Raw genomic sequence first — 13,659 nt, 5'->3', positions numbered from 1 at the left:
GGTGCGTGACTTCTCCACTGTTCTCCGCACCCGCCCTCGGCCGTACTCATCATCCTGAACTGACTAGTACGTGCAAAATATTTGGGATGGCCCGGTATCGGAACACCGGGCGCCCCCGGCTCGTTGTCACGACGTGAGCACGACACCACCAGTCCTCGCCGCCGAGCTGGCAGTCGCATGGGCCGACATTCAACGGCACCACCCCGAGCTGCCCGATCTGGCCGCCCCCGAGTCCCTGATCGGAGAGTCCTCGTCCGCGTGCGGCACGGAGCTCTCCTTCGAGCGCCTGCTGCACGAGGCCGTCCACGGAGTCGCCGCCGCCCGCGGCGTCCGGGACACCTCGCGGGCGGGCCGCTACCACAACCGTCGGTTCCTGGCCATCGCCGATGAACTCGGCCTGGACCACGCCGAGGAGCCGCACCCCAGCAGCGGCTTCTCCCTGGTCCAGATGCGCCCCGACACCAAGAAGCGCTACCGGGCCACGATCGACCGGCTGCAGCGCGCCCTCAGAGCGCACACCGCGGCGACCGCCGCCGACACCGCCCGCAGCTTCCGCGGGCCCGCCGCCCGGCACGGGTCCTCGGGCGGCGGCGTACGGGTGAAGGCGGTCTGCGACTGCGGGCGCAACGTCCGCGTCGTGCCGTCCGTGCTCGCGCAGGCGCCGATCGTCTGCGGGGCGTGCGGGACACCCTTCCGGATTCCGGAGGCCGCGGCGGCCGTCGCCTGAGGCGGCCGCCCGCGGCGGCGGGCACGGCAAGCACCGCCGGGGCCGCTCCCGGCGTGCGGCGGCATGCCCGCCGTATGGCACAATGGTCAGCTGAGCACTCGGCAGCCGTGCAGGACCCCTCTCTCCTTCGGCTGACGCGTCCGTCGGGCATCCGCCTCCACAACCCCACGTGGCGGTCAGGTGTGCCCAACCCACGTCAACACCAGGAGAACCCACTCCCGTGGCAGTCAAGATCAAGCTGAAGCGTCTGGGCAAGATCCGTTCGCCTCACTACCGCATCGTCGTCGCCGACTCCCGGACCCGCCGTGACGGCCGGGCCATCGAGGAGATCGGCCTGTACCACCCGGTCCAGAACCCGTCCCGCATCGAGGTCGACGCGGAGCGCGTGGCGTACTGGCTGGGTGTCGGCGCGCAGCCGACCGAGCCCGTGCTCGCGATCCTGAAGAAGACCGGCGACTGGCAGAAGTACAAGGGCGAGCCGGCTCCGGCCCCGCTCCTCGTCGCCGAGCCCAAGGCCGACCACCGCAACCTGTTCGAGGCTGCCGCCAAGGACGCCGGGGACGGACCCAAGGGTGAGGCCATCACCCAGAAGGCCAAGAAGTCGGACAAGAAGGACGAGGCCGCCGAGGCGGCCGAGTCGACCGAGGCCTGATCGTGCTCGAGGAGGCCCTCGAACACCTGGTCAAGGGCATCGTCGACAATCCCGATGACGTGCAGGTCGCCGAGCGCACTCTGCGTCGTGGGAAGGTCCTGGAGGTCCGGGTGCACCCCGACGACCTCGGCAAGGTGATCGGCCGCAACGGCCGTACCGCCCGTGCCCTGCGCACCGTAGTGGGCGCGATCGGCGGACGTGGTGTGCGCGTCGACCTCGTCGACGTCGACCAGGTTCGCTGAGACACGAAGCACCGGCACGGGCCGGGGGAGGCGTCACCGCCGCCCCCGGCCCGAGCCGTATCCGACAGGCAACGCACAGGAGCGCGAACAAGTGCAGCTGGTAGTGGGACGCATCGGCCGCGCCCATGGCATCAAGGGCGAGGTCTCGGTCGAGGTACGCACCGACGAGCCGGAGTTGCGGCTCGCCCCGGGCGCCGTACTGGCCACGGACCCGGCCTCGGCCGGACCGCTCACGATCGAGACCGGGCGCGTGCACAGCGGCCGGCTGATGCTGCGCTTCGCGGGCGTCAAGGACCGCACCGGCGCCGAGGCGCTGCGCAACATCCTGCTGATCGCCGAGGTCGACCCGGAGGAGCGTCCGGAGGACCCCGAGGAGTTCTACGACCACCAGCTGATCGACCTCGACGTGGTCACCGTCGACGGGACCGAGGTCGGCCGCATCACCGAGATCTCCCACCTGCCCTTCCACGACCTGCTCGTCGTGGAACGCCCGGACGGCAGCGAGGTCATGGTGCCCTTCGTCGGCGAGATCGTGCCCGAGATCGACCTGGAGGCGCAGCGGGCGGTCATCGACCCGCCGCCGGGCCTGCTCGACGAGGCCGAGGCCGAGACGGCCGGCAGCGCCGACAGCACCGGCAGCGCCGACAACGGAGGCAAGGCCGACGGCGAGGGCGGGGCGGAGCCGGCGTAATGCGCATCGACGTCGTCACGATCTTCCCGGAGTACCTGGAGCCGCTGAACGTCTCCCTGGTCGGCAAGGCCAGGACGCGCGGCCAGCTGGACGTCCGCGTCCACGACCTGCGCGAGCACACCCACGACCGGCACAACACGGTCGACGACACCCCCTACGGCGGCGGCCCGGGGATGGTCATGAAGCCCGAGCCGTGGGGCGAGGCGCTGGACGCCGTCCTGGCCTCGGGCGAGGGTGCGCCGGTGCTCGTCGTACCGACCCCCAGCGGGCGCCCCTTCACCCAGGAACTCGCGGTCGAACTGTCCGAACGGCCCTGGCTGGTGTTCACCCCGGCCCGCTACGAGGGCATCGACCGGCGCGTCATCGACGAGTACGGCGACCGGCTCGACGTGCGCGAGGTCTCCATCGGCGACTACGTGCTGGCCGGCGGCGAGGCCCCGGTGCTGGTCATGGTCGAGGCGATCGCCCGGCTGCTGCCGGGCGTGCTCGGCAACGCCGAGTCCCACCGCGACGACTCCTTCGCCCCCGGCGCGATGGCCGACCTGCTCGAAGGCCCCGTCTACACCAAGCCGCCGGTCTGGCGGGACCGCGGCGTGCCGGACCTGCTGCTCAGCGGCCACCACGGCAAGGTCGCCCGCTGGCGCCGCGACGAGGCCTTCCGCCGCACCTCGGCTCATCGCCCGGATCTGATCGAGCGCTGCGACCCCGCGGCCCTCGACAAGCACGACCGGGCGATCCTCGCCGCCCTCGGCTGGGCACCGCGCGAGGACGGCCGATTTTGGCGAGCCCCGGAAGCCGTGGAAGAATAGGCGGCTGCCGCTCTGCGTCCGCCGCGCGCCCCTGCCACAGGGGGACACGACGCCCGTCCGACGCGGCGGCACTCATCACCATCACTATGTCCGCCGATGACCTGTGGCATGGGCGAAGAAAGCAGACACACATGTCCCACCTGCTCGACACCGTCGACGCCGCGTCGCTGCGCAGCGACCTCCCGGCCTTCCGCCCCGGTGACACCGTCAACGTCCACGTCCGCGTGATCGAGGGCAACCGCTCCCGTATCCAGCAGTTCAAGGGCGTTGTCATCCGCCGCCAGGGTTCCGGCGTCCGTGAGACCTTCACGGTCCGCAAGGTCTCCTTCAGCGTCGGCGTCGAGCGTACCTTCCCGGTGCACAGCCCGATCTTCGAGAAGATCGAGCTCGTGACCCGCGGCGACGTCCGTCGCGCGAAGCTGTACTACCTCCGTGAGCTGCGCGGCAAGGCCGCGAAGATCAAGGAGAAGCGCGACCGCTGAGTCCGTCCGGGCATATGCGGGGCCGTATAGGCTCTGCGCTCGATGGACACCGAGGTACCTCCTGCGAAGCGCGACCGCGCAGATCCCGCCCCAGAGCGGGATGAGCGGTCGCGCTTCGGCGTACGTACACAGCGGTATGCGCTTCTCGTCGTGGCCTGCGCCGCCGTGATCGCCGCGGTCAACACCTTTGTGGCGCAGCCCTTCGAGATTCCCAGCGGGTCGATGGAGAACACCTTGCGCCCCGGGGACCGAGTGCTGGTCGACAAACTGGCGTACCGTTTCGGCGGCGCCCCGGCCCGGGGCGACATCGTGGTGTTCGACGGCGAGGGATCGTTCGTGCAGGAGTCCGGCCGTACCGACTACGTCAAGCGTGTGATCGGCGTCGGCGGCGACCGGGTGACCTGCTGCGACCGACAGGGCAGGATCACCGTCAACGGCCGTCCGCTGGACGAGACCTATCTTTATCCCGGCGACACACCGTCACGGGTAGCGTTCGACATCGAGGTTCCTGAGGGGAGGCTGTGGGTGATGGGCGACCACCGTGCCGACAGCCGGGATTCCCGGGACCATCTCGGTGACCCCGGCGGAGGCACGGTCCCGGTGGACAAGGTGATCGGCAGGGCCGAGTTCACCATCTGGCCGCTGAGCCGGCGCCGGTCGCTGGACGGCGCCCATGGGTAGCCGGGGACGGTCGGGAGAGGGCAGGCCCGTCCGCGCGGCGTACCTGGGCGACGACGAGGAGGAGGGCGCCGCGGGGCCGCGCAGGAGCGGTGGCCGCGCCGAGCGCCGCAGGCTGGCCCGGAAGGTCAAGCGCAAACGCCGGCGCTCCGCGGCCCGCGAGATACCGCTGCTCATCGGCGTCGCGCTGCTGATCGCCCTGGTCCTGAAGACCTTCCTGCTCCAGGCGTTCGTCATCCCGTCCGGCTCCATGGAGCAGACGATCCGCATCGGCGACCGCGTGGTCGTCGACAAGCTCACCCCCTGGTTCGGCAGCAAGCCGCAGCGCGGGGACGTCGTCGTCTTCAAGGACCCCGGCAACTGGCTGGAGGGCGAGCAGGCCCAGAGCGGCCAGGACCCCGTGGGGGTCAAGCAGATCAAGGAGTTCTTCACCTTCATCGGCCTGCTGCCGTCCGCTGACGAGCAGGACCTGATCAAGCGGGTCGTCGCGGTCGGCGGCGACACGGTGAAGTGCTGCGACAAGGACGGACGGGTCACGGTCAACGGCACGCCGCTCGACGAGCCGTACATCTATCCGGGCAATCCGCCCTCGGACATTAAATTCACGGTCAAGGTTCCGCCGGGCCGGCTGTTCGTCATGGGCGACCACCGCTCCAATTCCGCGGACTCCCGGTTCCATTTGAAGGACGCCGGCAACGGCACCGTGCCCGAAAGCCTGGTCGTCGGCCGTGCCTTCGCGGTGGCCTGGCCCTTGGGCCACTGGGCCGGACTGAAGGAACCGACAACTTTCTCCACCGTCGCCGCACCGGCTCTCCCTGGCGCGTCTCCCGCCACCGCGAGCCATAGGGTGGCAACATCCAACAATCGGCAAGGAATGATTGCGCTCCCGCCTCCTGCGGAACTCCCGCTCGTTATGGGAGTCGTGGGCCTGGGCCGAATCCGGCGCGGGCGGCAGCGTGGAGTGAGGAGTGGATGTGGGGGACCTGGTGGTCGGCGCAAGGTCCGGACGCGAAGAGCCGGAAGATCAGGGTTCCTCGGAGGGCGCGACCGGCGAGGACGGTGTGAGGCCCGGAGACGGGGCGCGCACGGAATCCGGCTCGGGCGGCTCGGGAGGCTCCTCCGACGAGGCGGATGACACGACGGACGGCGAAGGCGACTCGCCGCAGAAGCAGCGCTCGTTCTGGAAGGAACTGCCGCTGCTCATCGTGATCGCCCTGGTGCTCGCGCTGCTGATCAAGACGTTTTTGGTGCAGGCGTTCTCCATCCCGTCCGCGTCGATGGAGAACACGCTGCAGGAGGGCGACCGGGTCCTCGTCGACAAACTGACGCCTTGGTTCGGCTCGGAGCCCGAGCGCGGCGAGGTCGTCGTCTTCCACGACCCGGGGGGCTGGCTCGGCGAGACCGCGCCGGTCGACACCAACCCGGTCACCTCGGCGATCCAGAAGGTCCTCAGCTTCGTCGGCCTGATGCCCTCGGCCGAGGAGAAGGACCTGATCAAGCGGGTCATCGCGGTCGGCGGCGACACCGTGGAGTGCCAGGGCACCGGCCCGGTCAAGGTGAACGGCAAGGCGCTGAACGAGCCGTACATCTACCCGGGGAACACGCCCTGCGGCGACCGCCCCTTCGGTCCGATCAGGGTCCCCAAGGACCGGATCTGGGTGATGGGCGACCACCGCCAGGACTCCCTGGACTCCCGCTACCACCAGGACCTCCCGGGCAACGGCACGGTCTCCAACGACGAGGTCGTCGGACGGGCGATCGTCGTGGCGTGGCCGATCGGCCGCTGGTCGACCCTGCCCATCCCCAGCACCTTCGACCAGCCGGGCATCAGCGCGGCCGCCGCCGCGGGGCTGCCCGCCGCGGCCGGTGTCGCGGGCGCGGTGCCGCTGGTGTTGCTCCGGCGGCGCCGGCTGATCAACCAGGCGAAGTGACGGGGCTGCCCGGAATCCGTACCGCCGGGTAGGGTGCGGTCGCATGAGCACAGGCACACGCACGGGCACGCGTACGACGACGGGCGGCACGCGCGGGACGGGCGGTGAGGGCGGCGGACGGGCCGGAGGGATACTCTCCGGGCTGGCCGTCGCCCTCGGCTCCGTTCTCTTCCTCGGCGGATTCGTCTGGGGCGCGATCCTCTACCAGCCCTACACCGTCCCGACCGGGTCGATGACTCCGACCGTGGACGCGGGGGACCGGATCCTCGCCCAGCGCATCGACGGCTCCGACGTCCGCCGCGGCGACATCGTGGTCTTCAACGACTCGCTCTGGGGCGACGTCCCCATGGTCAAGCGGGTCGTGGCGGTCGGCGGCGACAAGGTGGCCTGCTGCGACAAGCAGGGGCGGCTGACGGTCAACGGCAAGCCGATCGACGAGCCGTACCTGCTCGATCCCAAGGCACCGGCCTCGCCGACCGGCTTCACGGCCACCGTGCCCCAGGGCAATCTCTTCATGATGGGCGACAACCGCGCCACGTCAGAGGACTCCCGGGTCCGGCTCACCGACTCCGACGACGGCTCCGTGCCGCGCAGCGCGGTGAGCGCGCGCGCCGACGCCATCGCCTGGCCCGCGGGCCGCGCGGGCATGCTGGAGCGCCCCACGGCCTTCGCGGGCCTGTCCGGGGACGGACCGTCCGCTCCGGGGCCGCTGAAGGCGGTCGTGGCGGCGGTGGTGGGCGGTGCCGTGCTCATCTTCTGCGGGGCTGCGTACGGGCCGGTGGCCCGTCTCGCGGGCCGCCGGCGGACGGCGCGCTGACCGTGGCGCGGCGGCGCGCGGCGCGGGTCATCCTGCTCGATCCCACTGACCGGATCCTGCTGCTGCACGGCTACGAGCCGGACGACCCGTCGGTGACCTGGTGGTTCACCCCCGGCGGCGGTGTCGAGGAGGGCGAGAGCCTGGAGGACGCGGCGCTGCGCGAGCTCGCCGAGGAGACCGGCATCACGGGCGTGAAGCTCGGGCCGGTGCTCTGGGAGCGGTCGTGCGCGTTCGACTTCGACGGGCGGCGCTGGGAGCAGGACGAGTGGTATTTCCTGGCCCGTACCGACGACACCCGATTCCATACCGCCGGATTGACGGAATTGGAGCAGCGCAGCGTCACAGGCCTGCGATGGTGGACCTGTGAAGAACTTCTCGGCACGCGTGAGACGGTGTATCCGACCAGACTCGCCGGACTGCTGGGCAAGCTGCTGGGCGAAGGACCCCCACTGTCCCCGATCCACCTGGGGACGGAGCGTGACTGACGCACAATGGGGGGACGTACGGCTGAAGGGGAACATGCCATGAGTGCCGAGGACCTCGAGAAGTACGAGACCGAGATGGAGCTCAAGCTCTACCGGGAGTACCGGGATGTCGTCGGCCTGTTCAAGTACGTGATCGAGACCGAGCGTCGCTTCTACCTCACCAACGACTACGAGATGCAGGTGCACTCGGTCCAGGGTGAGGTCTTCTTCGAGGTGTCGATGGCCGATGCGTGGGTGTGGGACATGTACCGCCCGGCGCGGTTCGTGAAGCAGGTACGGGTGCTCACGTTCAAGGACGTGAACATCGAGGAGCTCAACAAGGCCGATCTGGACCTCCCGTCGGACGACTCGGGCTTCAACGGCTGAGTCGGCCGGCCCGGCGGGCTCGGCGCCTCGGCCCTCCCGGGAAAGTTATCCACAGGGCGCAGGCAAGATCATCTTTGGGGCACCACCTCCGTCACAGTGAGTGACGGAGGTGGTGTGACATGAACGCCCGAGGAGCGATCGGACGGTACGGCGAGGACGTGGCGGCGCGATCCCTGGCGGCCGCCGGGATGACGGTGCTGGAGCGCAACTGGCGCTGCCGGCACCGCGAACGCCACGGCGAGATCGACATCGTGGCGGCCGACGGGGACGCCGTGGTCGTCTGCGAGGTCAAGTCGCGGACGGAGGGCGGCCGCGAGCACCCGATGGCCGCGGTCACCGCACGCAAGGCCGAACGGCTGCGGCAGCTCGCCGAATGCTGGCTGGCCGACCACGGGGGTCCGCCACCGGGCGGGATCCGCATCGACGTCGTCGGCGTGACCCTGCCGCAGCGGGGCGCCGCCCGGGTCGAGCACGTACGGGGGGCCGCCTGATGGGATTCGCCCGTACGTGTTCGGTGGCGCTGCTCGGCGTGGAGGGCGTCGTCGTCGAGGTCCAGGCCGACCTGGAACCCGGCGTGCCGGCATTCACGCTGGTGGGGCTGCCCGACAAGAGCCTGACCGAGAGCCGCGACCGGGTCCGCGCCGCGCTCGTCAACAGCGGCGAGACCTGGCCGCAGAAGAAGCTCACCGTGGGCCTCAGCCCCGCGTCCGTCCCCAAGGGCGGCAGCGGCTTCGATCTGGCCGTCGCCTGCGCCGTGCTCGCCGCCAACGAGCGCGTCGCCCCCAGGGACATCGCCGACCTGATGATGATCGGGGAACTGGGGCTCGACGGCCGTGTCCGGCCCGTGCGCGGGGTCCTGCCGGCCGTCCTGGCCGCCGCCGAAGCCGGCTACCGGCACGTGGTGGTGCCCGAGCGGACGGTGGCGGAGGCCTCGCTCGTGCCGGGCGTCCATGTCCTCGGGGTGCGCAGCCTGCGGCAGCTGATCGCGCTCCTCAACGACGAACTGGCCCCGGAGGAACCCGAGGACCCGGGCGAAGGGCGCCCCGATCCCATGCTGGCCGGCCTCGCCCTGCCCGGCGCGGGACACGGCACGGGGTTCTCCGACGCCGGTACACCCGACCTCGCCGACGTCGCCGGGCAGGGCGCGGCACGCCTCGCCCTGGAAGTGGCGGCGGCCGGTGGCCACCACCTCTACCTCAAGGGCCCGCCCGGCGCCGGCAAGACCATGCTCGCGGAACGCCTGCCCGGGCTCCTGCCACCGCTGACGCGGCAGGAGTCGGTCGAGGTCTCCGCCGTGCACTCCGTCGCGGGCATCCTGCCCGCAGGCAAGCCGCTGGTCGAGGAGCCGCCCTACTGCGCTCCGCACCACTCGGCGACGATGCAGTCGCTCGTCGGCGGCGGGAACGCCCTGCCGCGCCCCGGCGCCGTCTCCCTGTCCCACAAGGGCGTGCTGTTCCTCGACGAGGCACCCGAGTTCAGCGGCCAGGCGCTCGACGCGCTGCGCCAGCCCCTGGAGGCCGGACACGTTGTCATCGCCCGCGCCGCCGGCGTCGTCCGCCTCCCGGCACGCTTTTTGCTCGTCCTGGCCGCCAACCCCTGCCCCTGCGGGCGGTACGGGTCGGTCGGCGGCCTGTGCGACTGCACACCCAGCATGGTCCGCCGCTATCAGGGGAGACTGTCCGGGCCGCTGCTGGACCGGGTCGACCTGCGCGTGGAGGTCGAGGCGGTCAGCCGCTCCGAACTGATGGGCGGCGCCGCCGGTTCCGAGAGCACGCGGACGGTCGCGGAACGGGTGCGCGAGGCAAGGGAACGGGCCGCCGCGCGGTACGTGGGCACCCCCTGGCGCAGCAACAGCCAGGTCCCCGGCCATGAGCTGCGGACCCGTTGGGCCGCCGCCCCGGGCGCCCTGCGCGCCGTCGAACGGGACATGGAGCGCGGCCTGCTCACCGCCCGCGGTCTCGACCGGGTGCTGCGGGTCGCCTGGACCGTCGCCGACCTGGCCGGTCGTGACCGGCCTGACGGCGTCGACATGGAACGCGCACTGGAACTGCGCACCGGGATCCGCCGCGGTCTCGCGGCGACAGGGGCGGCGCCGGCGGCGAAGGAGGTCCCATGACGCACGGCACGCTCTTCGGCACCGACGACACGCTGGACGGACCCGGACCCGGGGACGAACCGCCCCCGACGGAGGAGGAGCGCCTCGCCCGGGCCGCGCTCACCGCTGTCGCCGATCCCGGCGATGTGGTCGTCGAACGCTGGCTGCGAGAACTCGGCCCCGTCGAGACGCTCAAGGCGCTGACGGCCGGCGAGGCCCTGCCCGGGGCGAGCGAGCAGCGGCGGGCGGGCTACACCCTGCGGGCGGCGCGCGCCGATCCGGCGCGGGACCTTGCCGCCGTGCGGGCCCTGGGCGGGCGGTTCCTGTGCCCGGGGGACCCGGACTGGCCGACCCAGCTGGACGACCTCGGGGACGAGCGGCCGTTCGGGCTCTGGACGCGCGGGCGGCCCTCACTGCGGATGTGGGCGCTGCGCTCGGTCGCCGTCGTCGGCGCCCGCGCGTGCACGGAGTACGGCTCCCACATGGCCTCCACGCTCGGCGCGGAGCTCGCCGAGTCGGGCTGGGTCGTCGTCTCCGGCGCGGCGTACGGCATCGACGGCGCCGCGCACCGCGGGGCGCTTTCCGTCAGGGGCGCGACGGTGGGGGTCGTCGCCTGCGGGGTGGACGTGGCCTATCCGGCCGGTCATGCCGAGTTGATCGGACGCATCGCCGAACAGGGTCTGCTCCTCAGTGAATTGCCGCCCGCCGCGCACCCGACGCGGGCCCGGTTCGTGCTCCGCAATCGTGTGATCGCGGCCCTGACGCGGGGCACGGTCGTGGTCGAGGCCCAGTACCGCAGCGGCTCGCTGATCACCGCCCGCCGCTCCCGTGAACTGGGACGCTTCGTGATGGGAGTGCCCGGTCCCTGCACGTCGGCGCTGTCCCAGGGGGTGCACGAACTGCTGCGCGCGGACGGCACGCTGGTGACCGGCGCGGCCGATGTGGCCGAACTCGTCGGCCGGATCGGCCAGGACCTCGCGCCCGAGCGCCGTGGTGCCCTCCTGCCGCGCGATCTGCTCCCGCCGGAGACCGCACGGGTCCTGGAGGCACTGCCCGGCGGACGGGCGGGCGCCGAGTGCGCGGCGATCGCGGCGGCCGCCGCGAGCACGCCCGACGCCACCCTCGGCCACCTCCTTGAACTGCATGTTCTCGGCTTTGTGGAACGTGACGGCCCGCGCTGGAAGTTGGCGGAAAACCATCTGAAGGAGGGGTCTGCGCCGACACGCTCCGCCGGTGAACACACCATCAGGTGACAGGACGGTTCTTGACCTGGGACCTCCTGGATGGCGTGCTTATGTCGACGCCGAAACGTCGCGGTCTGCGACCTCGCCGTCACGCTACGCTCAAGGAGGTCCGACTCCCGTCCGCCCCGCAGGTCACAGCAGAACGGCTCAAATCCACGCATGCACCCGCACACCCCCGGGTCAGACCGCGCGACGGCGGCGACCACCGTCACCGGTTCCCCCCGGCCTCCCGCCCCCACCTCGCTCGACGCGCTGTGGCGGACCTACAAGTCCACGGGGGACACGCGCCTGCGTGAGCAGTTGATCCTGCACTACTCGCCCCTGGTGAAGTACGTGGCCGGGCGCGTCAGCGTGGGTCTGCCGGCCAATGTCGAGCAGGCGGACTTCGTCTCGTCCGGGGTCTTCGGGCTCATCGACGCCATCGAGAAATTCGATCCCGAGCGCGCGATCAAGTTCGAGACCTACGCGATCACCCGCATCCGCGGCGCCATGATCGACGAACTTCGTGCCCTGGACTGGATCCCCCGCTCGGTGCGCCAGAAGGCCCGCGCCGTCGAGCGCGCCTACGCCACGCTGGAGGCCTCGCTGCGGCGCACCCCCAGCGAACCCGAGGTCGCCGCCGAAATGGGCATCGCGCTGGAGGAACTGCACGCGGTCTTCAGCCAGCTCTCGCTCGCCAACGTCGTCGCCTTGGAGGACCTGCTGCACGGCGGCGTCGAGGGCGGCGACCGGCTGAGCCTCGTCGACACCCTGGAGGACACCGGCGCCGACAACCCCGTCGAGGTCGCCGAGGACCGCGAACTGCGCCGGCTGCTGGCCAGGGCGATCAACACCCTTCCCGAGCGCGAGAAGACCGTGGTCACCCTCTACTACTACGAAGGGCTCACACTCGCGGAGATCGGGCAGGTGCTCGGGGTGACCGAGAGCAGGGTCAGCCAGATCCACACCAAGTCCGTGCTCCAATTGCGCGCGAAACTGGCCGACGTCGGCCGATGACGCGCGTTGCCGACGGGAGGGCCCGGCCCCCGCGCGGCTTCCGTACAGTGGTGGCGTGCCCAAGATTCGAGCGGCCTCGGTGGCCGAGCACAGGTCGATGCAGCGCGACGCCCTGCTGGACGCCGCGCGAACCCTGCTCTCCGAGGGCGGTACGGAAGCCCTGACCTTCCCCGCCCTGGCCGAGCGCACAGGACTGGCCAGGTCCTCGGTCTACGAGTACTTCCGCTCGCGCGCGGCCGTGGTCGAGGAGCTGTGCGCGGTCGACTTCCCCGTCTGGGCGGCGGAGGTCGAGGCCGCGATGGAGGCGGCCGACGGTCCCGAGCGCAAGATCGAGGCGTATGTGCGCAGCCAACTCGCCCTCGTCGGGGACCGCAGGCACCGCGCCGTGGTCGCCATCTCCGCCGGTGAGCTCGACGCGGGCGCCCGCGAGAGGATCCGCGCCGCCCACGGCGGCCTGATCGCCATGGTCGTCGATGCCCTGGGCGCCCTCGGCCACCGTGAACCCCGGCTCATCGCCATGCTGGTGCAGGGCGTCGTGGACGCCGCGGTGCGCCGCATCGAACTGGGCGCGGCCGAGGAGCCGGACGCCATCGCCGACGCCGCCGTCACCACGGCCCTGCGCGGGGTCCTCGGCTGAGAGCGGGCACGGCCCTCCCCTCGGGCACCCGCCGTGCCGTCGTCGCGTCGGGCAGCGGCACGCCGAACACCGGCAGCAGCCGTGACGGTCCGTCGCGCAACATGCCGTCCGGCAGCAGCGACAGCGGATCGAGGTAGGTGTCCCCGCGCAGCAGCCCCCAGTGCAGACAGCCGCCCGGGCAGTGCCACGGCCCGTCCGCGAGCTCCCCGACCACCTGGCCCGCGCGCACCTCGTCACCCGCCGCGACCGTCGCCCGCACCGGCTGGTACGTGATCCGCAGCCCTTCCGCCAGTCCGATCACCACCACTCCGCGCCCCGCCACCGACCCGGCGTACGTCACGCGGCCCTGCGCCGCCGCGCGCACCGGTGCGCCGGGGCCCGCCCGGAGATCCACCCCGCGGTGCCCGGCACCCCATCGCACGAGCGGCGGGTCGAAGCCCCGCTCCACCACCGGCCGCCGCGCCCCGCCGGCCCCCGCCACCGGCCAGGCGCGGTCAGCCGGGCCGCCACCCTGGTCACCCCACCGAGCGGTCGCGTTCGCGGGCCCCGTGGGCCCACCGAGCCACGCCACCACCGCGAGGTACACCGTCATCACGAACACCGTCGATCTCGTCATGCCTCAACGGTGACGGACCCGGCCGGGAAGAGATGATCATGGTCGCGACCTGTGGACAACCGCACGGAGCCCGCACCCCGCAGGCGCGATGTCGCCCGCCGCTCCGGCGGTCCCGTACACTTTCCATGGCGATCCGGGTCACCGGGTCGACTTCGCACGCCCCGCCACCGTCCTCCTCGTGAGCGGTGGAC

General features: G+C 71.8%; 18 protein-coding genes. 17 read left to right on the top strand and 1 reads right to left on the bottom strand.

Going from position 1 to position 13,659, the window contains the following annotated elements:
* The first annotated feature begins 133 nt into the window (after window positions 1-133).
* The 17 genes from ACIP64_RS26245 to ACIP64_RS26165 all read left to right on the top strand — a co-directional run bounded on the left by ACIP64_RS26245 (window position 134) and on the right by ACIP64_RS26165 (window position 12,852).
* Window positions 134-727: a hypothetical protein gene (locus ACIP64_RS26245; RefSeq protein ID WP_360911184.1), complete on the top strand. Its 594-nt coding sequence runs from the start codon at window positions 134-136 to the stop codon at window positions 725-727.
* Between the two features lie 220 nt (window positions 728-947).
* Window positions 948-1,379: a 30S ribosomal protein S16 gene (gene rpsP, locus ACIP64_RS26240; RefSeq protein WP_401591389.1), complete on the top strand. Its 432-nt coding sequence runs from the start codon at window positions 948-950 to the stop codon at window positions 1,377-1,379.
* Between the two features lie 2 nt (window positions 1,380-1,381).
* Window positions 1,382-1,621 carry an RNA-binding protein gene (locus tag ACIP64_RS26235; protein WP_319659722.1) on the top strand — a complete coding sequence of 80 codons (240 nt, stop codon included), beginning with the start codon at window positions 1,382-1,384 and terminating at the stop codon, window positions 1,619-1,621.
* Window positions 1,622-1,712: 91 nt separating this feature from the next.
* Window positions 1,713-2,312: a ribosome maturation factor RimM gene (gene rimM, locus ACIP64_RS26230; RefSeq protein ID WP_401591387.1), complete on the top strand. Its 600-nt coding sequence runs from the start codon at window positions 1,713-1,715 to the stop codon at window positions 2,310-2,312.
* Window positions 2,312-3,121 (top strand): tRNA (guanosine(37)-N1)-methyltransferase TrmD, encoded by an 810-nt coding sequence (gene trmD, locus ACIP64_RS26225; protein ID WP_401591385.1) that lies wholly within the window; start codon window positions 2,312-2,314, stop codon window positions 3,119-3,121. The genes rimM and trmD overlap by 1 nt, the downstream gene beginning before the upstream one ends.
* A 131-nt stretch (window positions 3,122-3,252) precedes the next feature.
* Window positions 3,253-3,603, top strand: coding sequence for a 50S ribosomal protein L19 (gene rplS, locus ACIP64_RS26220; protein ID WP_401591383.1), 351 nt, complete (start codon window positions 3,253-3,255; stop codon window positions 3,601-3,603).
* A 42-nt stretch (window positions 3,604-3,645) separates the two neighbouring features.
* The gene (gene lepB, locus ACIP64_RS26215; protein WP_401591381.1) at window positions 3,646-4,284 is read left to right on the top strand and encodes a signal peptidase I; all 639 of its coding nucleotides are present in this window, start codon (window positions 3,646-3,648) and stop codon (window positions 4,282-4,284) included.
* Entirely contained in the window at window positions 4,277-5,416 is a 1,140-nt protein-coding gene (lepB, locus tag ACIP64_RS26210; protein WP_401591379.1) for a signal peptidase I, read from the top strand. Before lepB (ACIP64_RS26215) ends, lepB (ACIP64_RS26210) begins: the two co-directional genes overlap by 8 nt.
* Window positions 5,343-6,212, top strand: a complete 870-nt coding sequence (gene lepB / locus ACIP64_RS26205; RefSeq protein WP_401591377.1) for a signal peptidase I — start codon at window positions 5,343-5,345, stop codon at window positions 6,210-6,212. Before lepB (ACIP64_RS26210) ends, lepB (ACIP64_RS26205) begins: the two co-directional genes overlap by 74 nt.
* Window positions 6,213-6,255: 43 nt before the next feature.
* A complete protein-coding gene (gene lepB, locus ACIP64_RS26200; RefSeq protein WP_401591375.1) occupies window positions 6,256-7,029 on the top strand; it encodes a signal peptidase I in 774 nt (257 codons plus the stop codon).
* Window positions 7,030-7,031: 2 nt separating this feature from the next.
* Window positions 7,032-7,514 (top strand): NUDIX hydrolase, encoded by a 483-nt coding sequence (locus tag ACIP64_RS26195; protein ID WP_401591373.1) that lies wholly within the window; start codon window positions 7,032-7,034, stop codon window positions 7,512-7,514.
* A 39-nt stretch (window positions 7,515-7,553) separates the two neighbouring features.
* Window positions 7,554-7,880: a DUF2469 domain-containing protein gene (locus ACIP64_RS26190; RefSeq protein WP_018562949.1), complete on the top strand. Its 327-nt coding sequence runs from the start codon at window positions 7,554-7,556 to the stop codon at window positions 7,878-7,880.
* 119 nt (window positions 7,881-7,999) lie between these two features.
* Window positions 8,000-8,371: a YraN family protein gene (locus tag ACIP64_RS26185; RefSeq protein ID WP_401591371.1), complete on the top strand. Its 372-nt coding sequence runs from the start codon at window positions 8,000-8,002 to the stop codon at window positions 8,369-8,371.
* Complete coding sequence (locus ACIP64_RS26180) at window positions 8,371-9,996, top strand: YifB family Mg chelatase-like AAA ATPase (RefSeq protein ID WP_401591367.1); 1,626 nt, start codon at window positions 8,371-8,373, stop codon at window positions 9,994-9,996. The genes ACIP64_RS26185 and ACIP64_RS26180 overlap by 1 nt, the downstream gene beginning before the upstream one ends.
* Complete coding sequence (dprA, locus tag ACIP64_RS26175; RefSeq protein WP_401591364.1) at window positions 9,993-11,228, top strand: DNA-processing protein DprA; 1,236 nt, start codon at window positions 9,993-9,995, stop codon at window positions 11,226-11,228. The genes ACIP64_RS26180 and dprA overlap by 4 nt, the downstream gene beginning before the upstream one ends.
* A 150-nt stretch (window positions 11,229-11,378) precedes the next feature.
* Entirely contained in the window at window positions 11,379-12,215 is an 837-nt protein-coding gene (gene whiG, locus ACIP64_RS26170) for an RNA polymerase sigma factor WhiG (protein WP_360911209.1), read from the top strand.
* A 79-nt stretch (window positions 12,216-12,294) separates the two neighbouring features.
* Window positions 12,295-12,852 carry a TetR/AcrR family transcriptional regulator gene (locus ACIP64_RS26165; RefSeq protein ID WP_401591527.1) on the top strand — a complete coding sequence of 186 codons (558 nt, stop codon included), beginning with the start codon at window positions 12,295-12,297 and terminating at the stop codon, window positions 12,850-12,852.
* On the opposite strand, the gene ACIP64_RS26160 is transcribed toward ACIP64_RS26165, so the two are convergent.
* Complete coding sequence (locus ACIP64_RS26160) at window positions 12,821-13,468, bottom strand: murein hydrolase activator EnvC family protein (protein ID WP_401591361.1); 648 nt, start codon at window positions 13,466-13,468, stop codon at window positions 12,821-12,823. The two genes, ACIP64_RS26165 and ACIP64_RS26160, sit on opposite strands and share 32 nt — an antisense overlap.
* Window positions 13,469-13,659 lie beyond the last annotated feature (191 nt).

It is taken from the genome of Streptomyces sp. NPDC088733, from assembly GCF_044751185.1.
Lineage (GTDB): Bacteria > Actinomycetota > Actinomycetes > Streptomycetales > Streptomycetaceae > Actinacidiphila.
The sequence above is the reverse complement of the archived record's forward strand: the minus strand, read 5'-3'. Positions and strand labels throughout refer to the sequence as shown.

Bases quoted from the DNA above. Each gene is read 5' to 3' on its own strand.
- rplS (WP_401591383.1), top strand. From the start codon at position 3,253: ATGTCCCACCTGCTCGACACCGTCGACGCCGCGTCGCTGCGCAGCGAC.
- ACIP64_RS26185 (WP_401591371.1), top strand. From the start codon at position 8,000: ATGAACGCCCGAGGAGCGATCGGACGGTACGGCGAGGACGTGGCGGCG.
- ACIP64_RS26160 (WP_401591361.1), bottom strand. From the start codon at position 13,468: ATGACGAGATCGACGGTGTTCGTGATGACGGTGTACCTCGCGGTGGTG.
- lepB (WP_401591381.1), top strand. From the start codon at position 3,646: ATGGACACCGAGGTACCTCCTGCGAAGCGCGACCGCGCAGATCCCGCC.
- whiG (WP_360911209.1), top strand. From the start codon at position 11,379: ATGCACCCGCACACCCCCGGGTCAGACCGCGCGACGGCGGCGACCACC.
- ACIP64_RS26190 (WP_018562949.1), top strand. From the start codon at position 7,554: ATGAGTGCCGAGGACCTCGAGAAGTACGAGACCGAGATGGAGCTCAAG.
- lepB (WP_401591379.1), top strand. From the start codon at position 4,277: ATGGGTAGCCGGGGACGGTCGGGAGAGGGCAGGCCCGTCCGCGCGGCG.
- trmD (WP_401591385.1), top strand. From the start codon at position 2,312: ATGCGCATCGACGTCGTCACGATCTTCCCGGAGTACCTGGAGCCGCTG.
- lepB (WP_401591375.1), top strand. From the start codon at position 6,256: ATGAGCACAGGCACACGCACGGGCACGCGTACGACGACGGGCGGCACG.
- ACIP64_RS26180 (WP_401591367.1), top strand. From the start codon at position 8,371: ATGGGATTCGCCCGTACGTGTTCGGTGGCGCTGCTCGGCGTGGAGGGC.
- dprA (WP_401591364.1), top strand. From the start codon at position 9,993: ATGACGCACGGCACGCTCTTCGGCACCGACGACACGCTGGACGGACCC.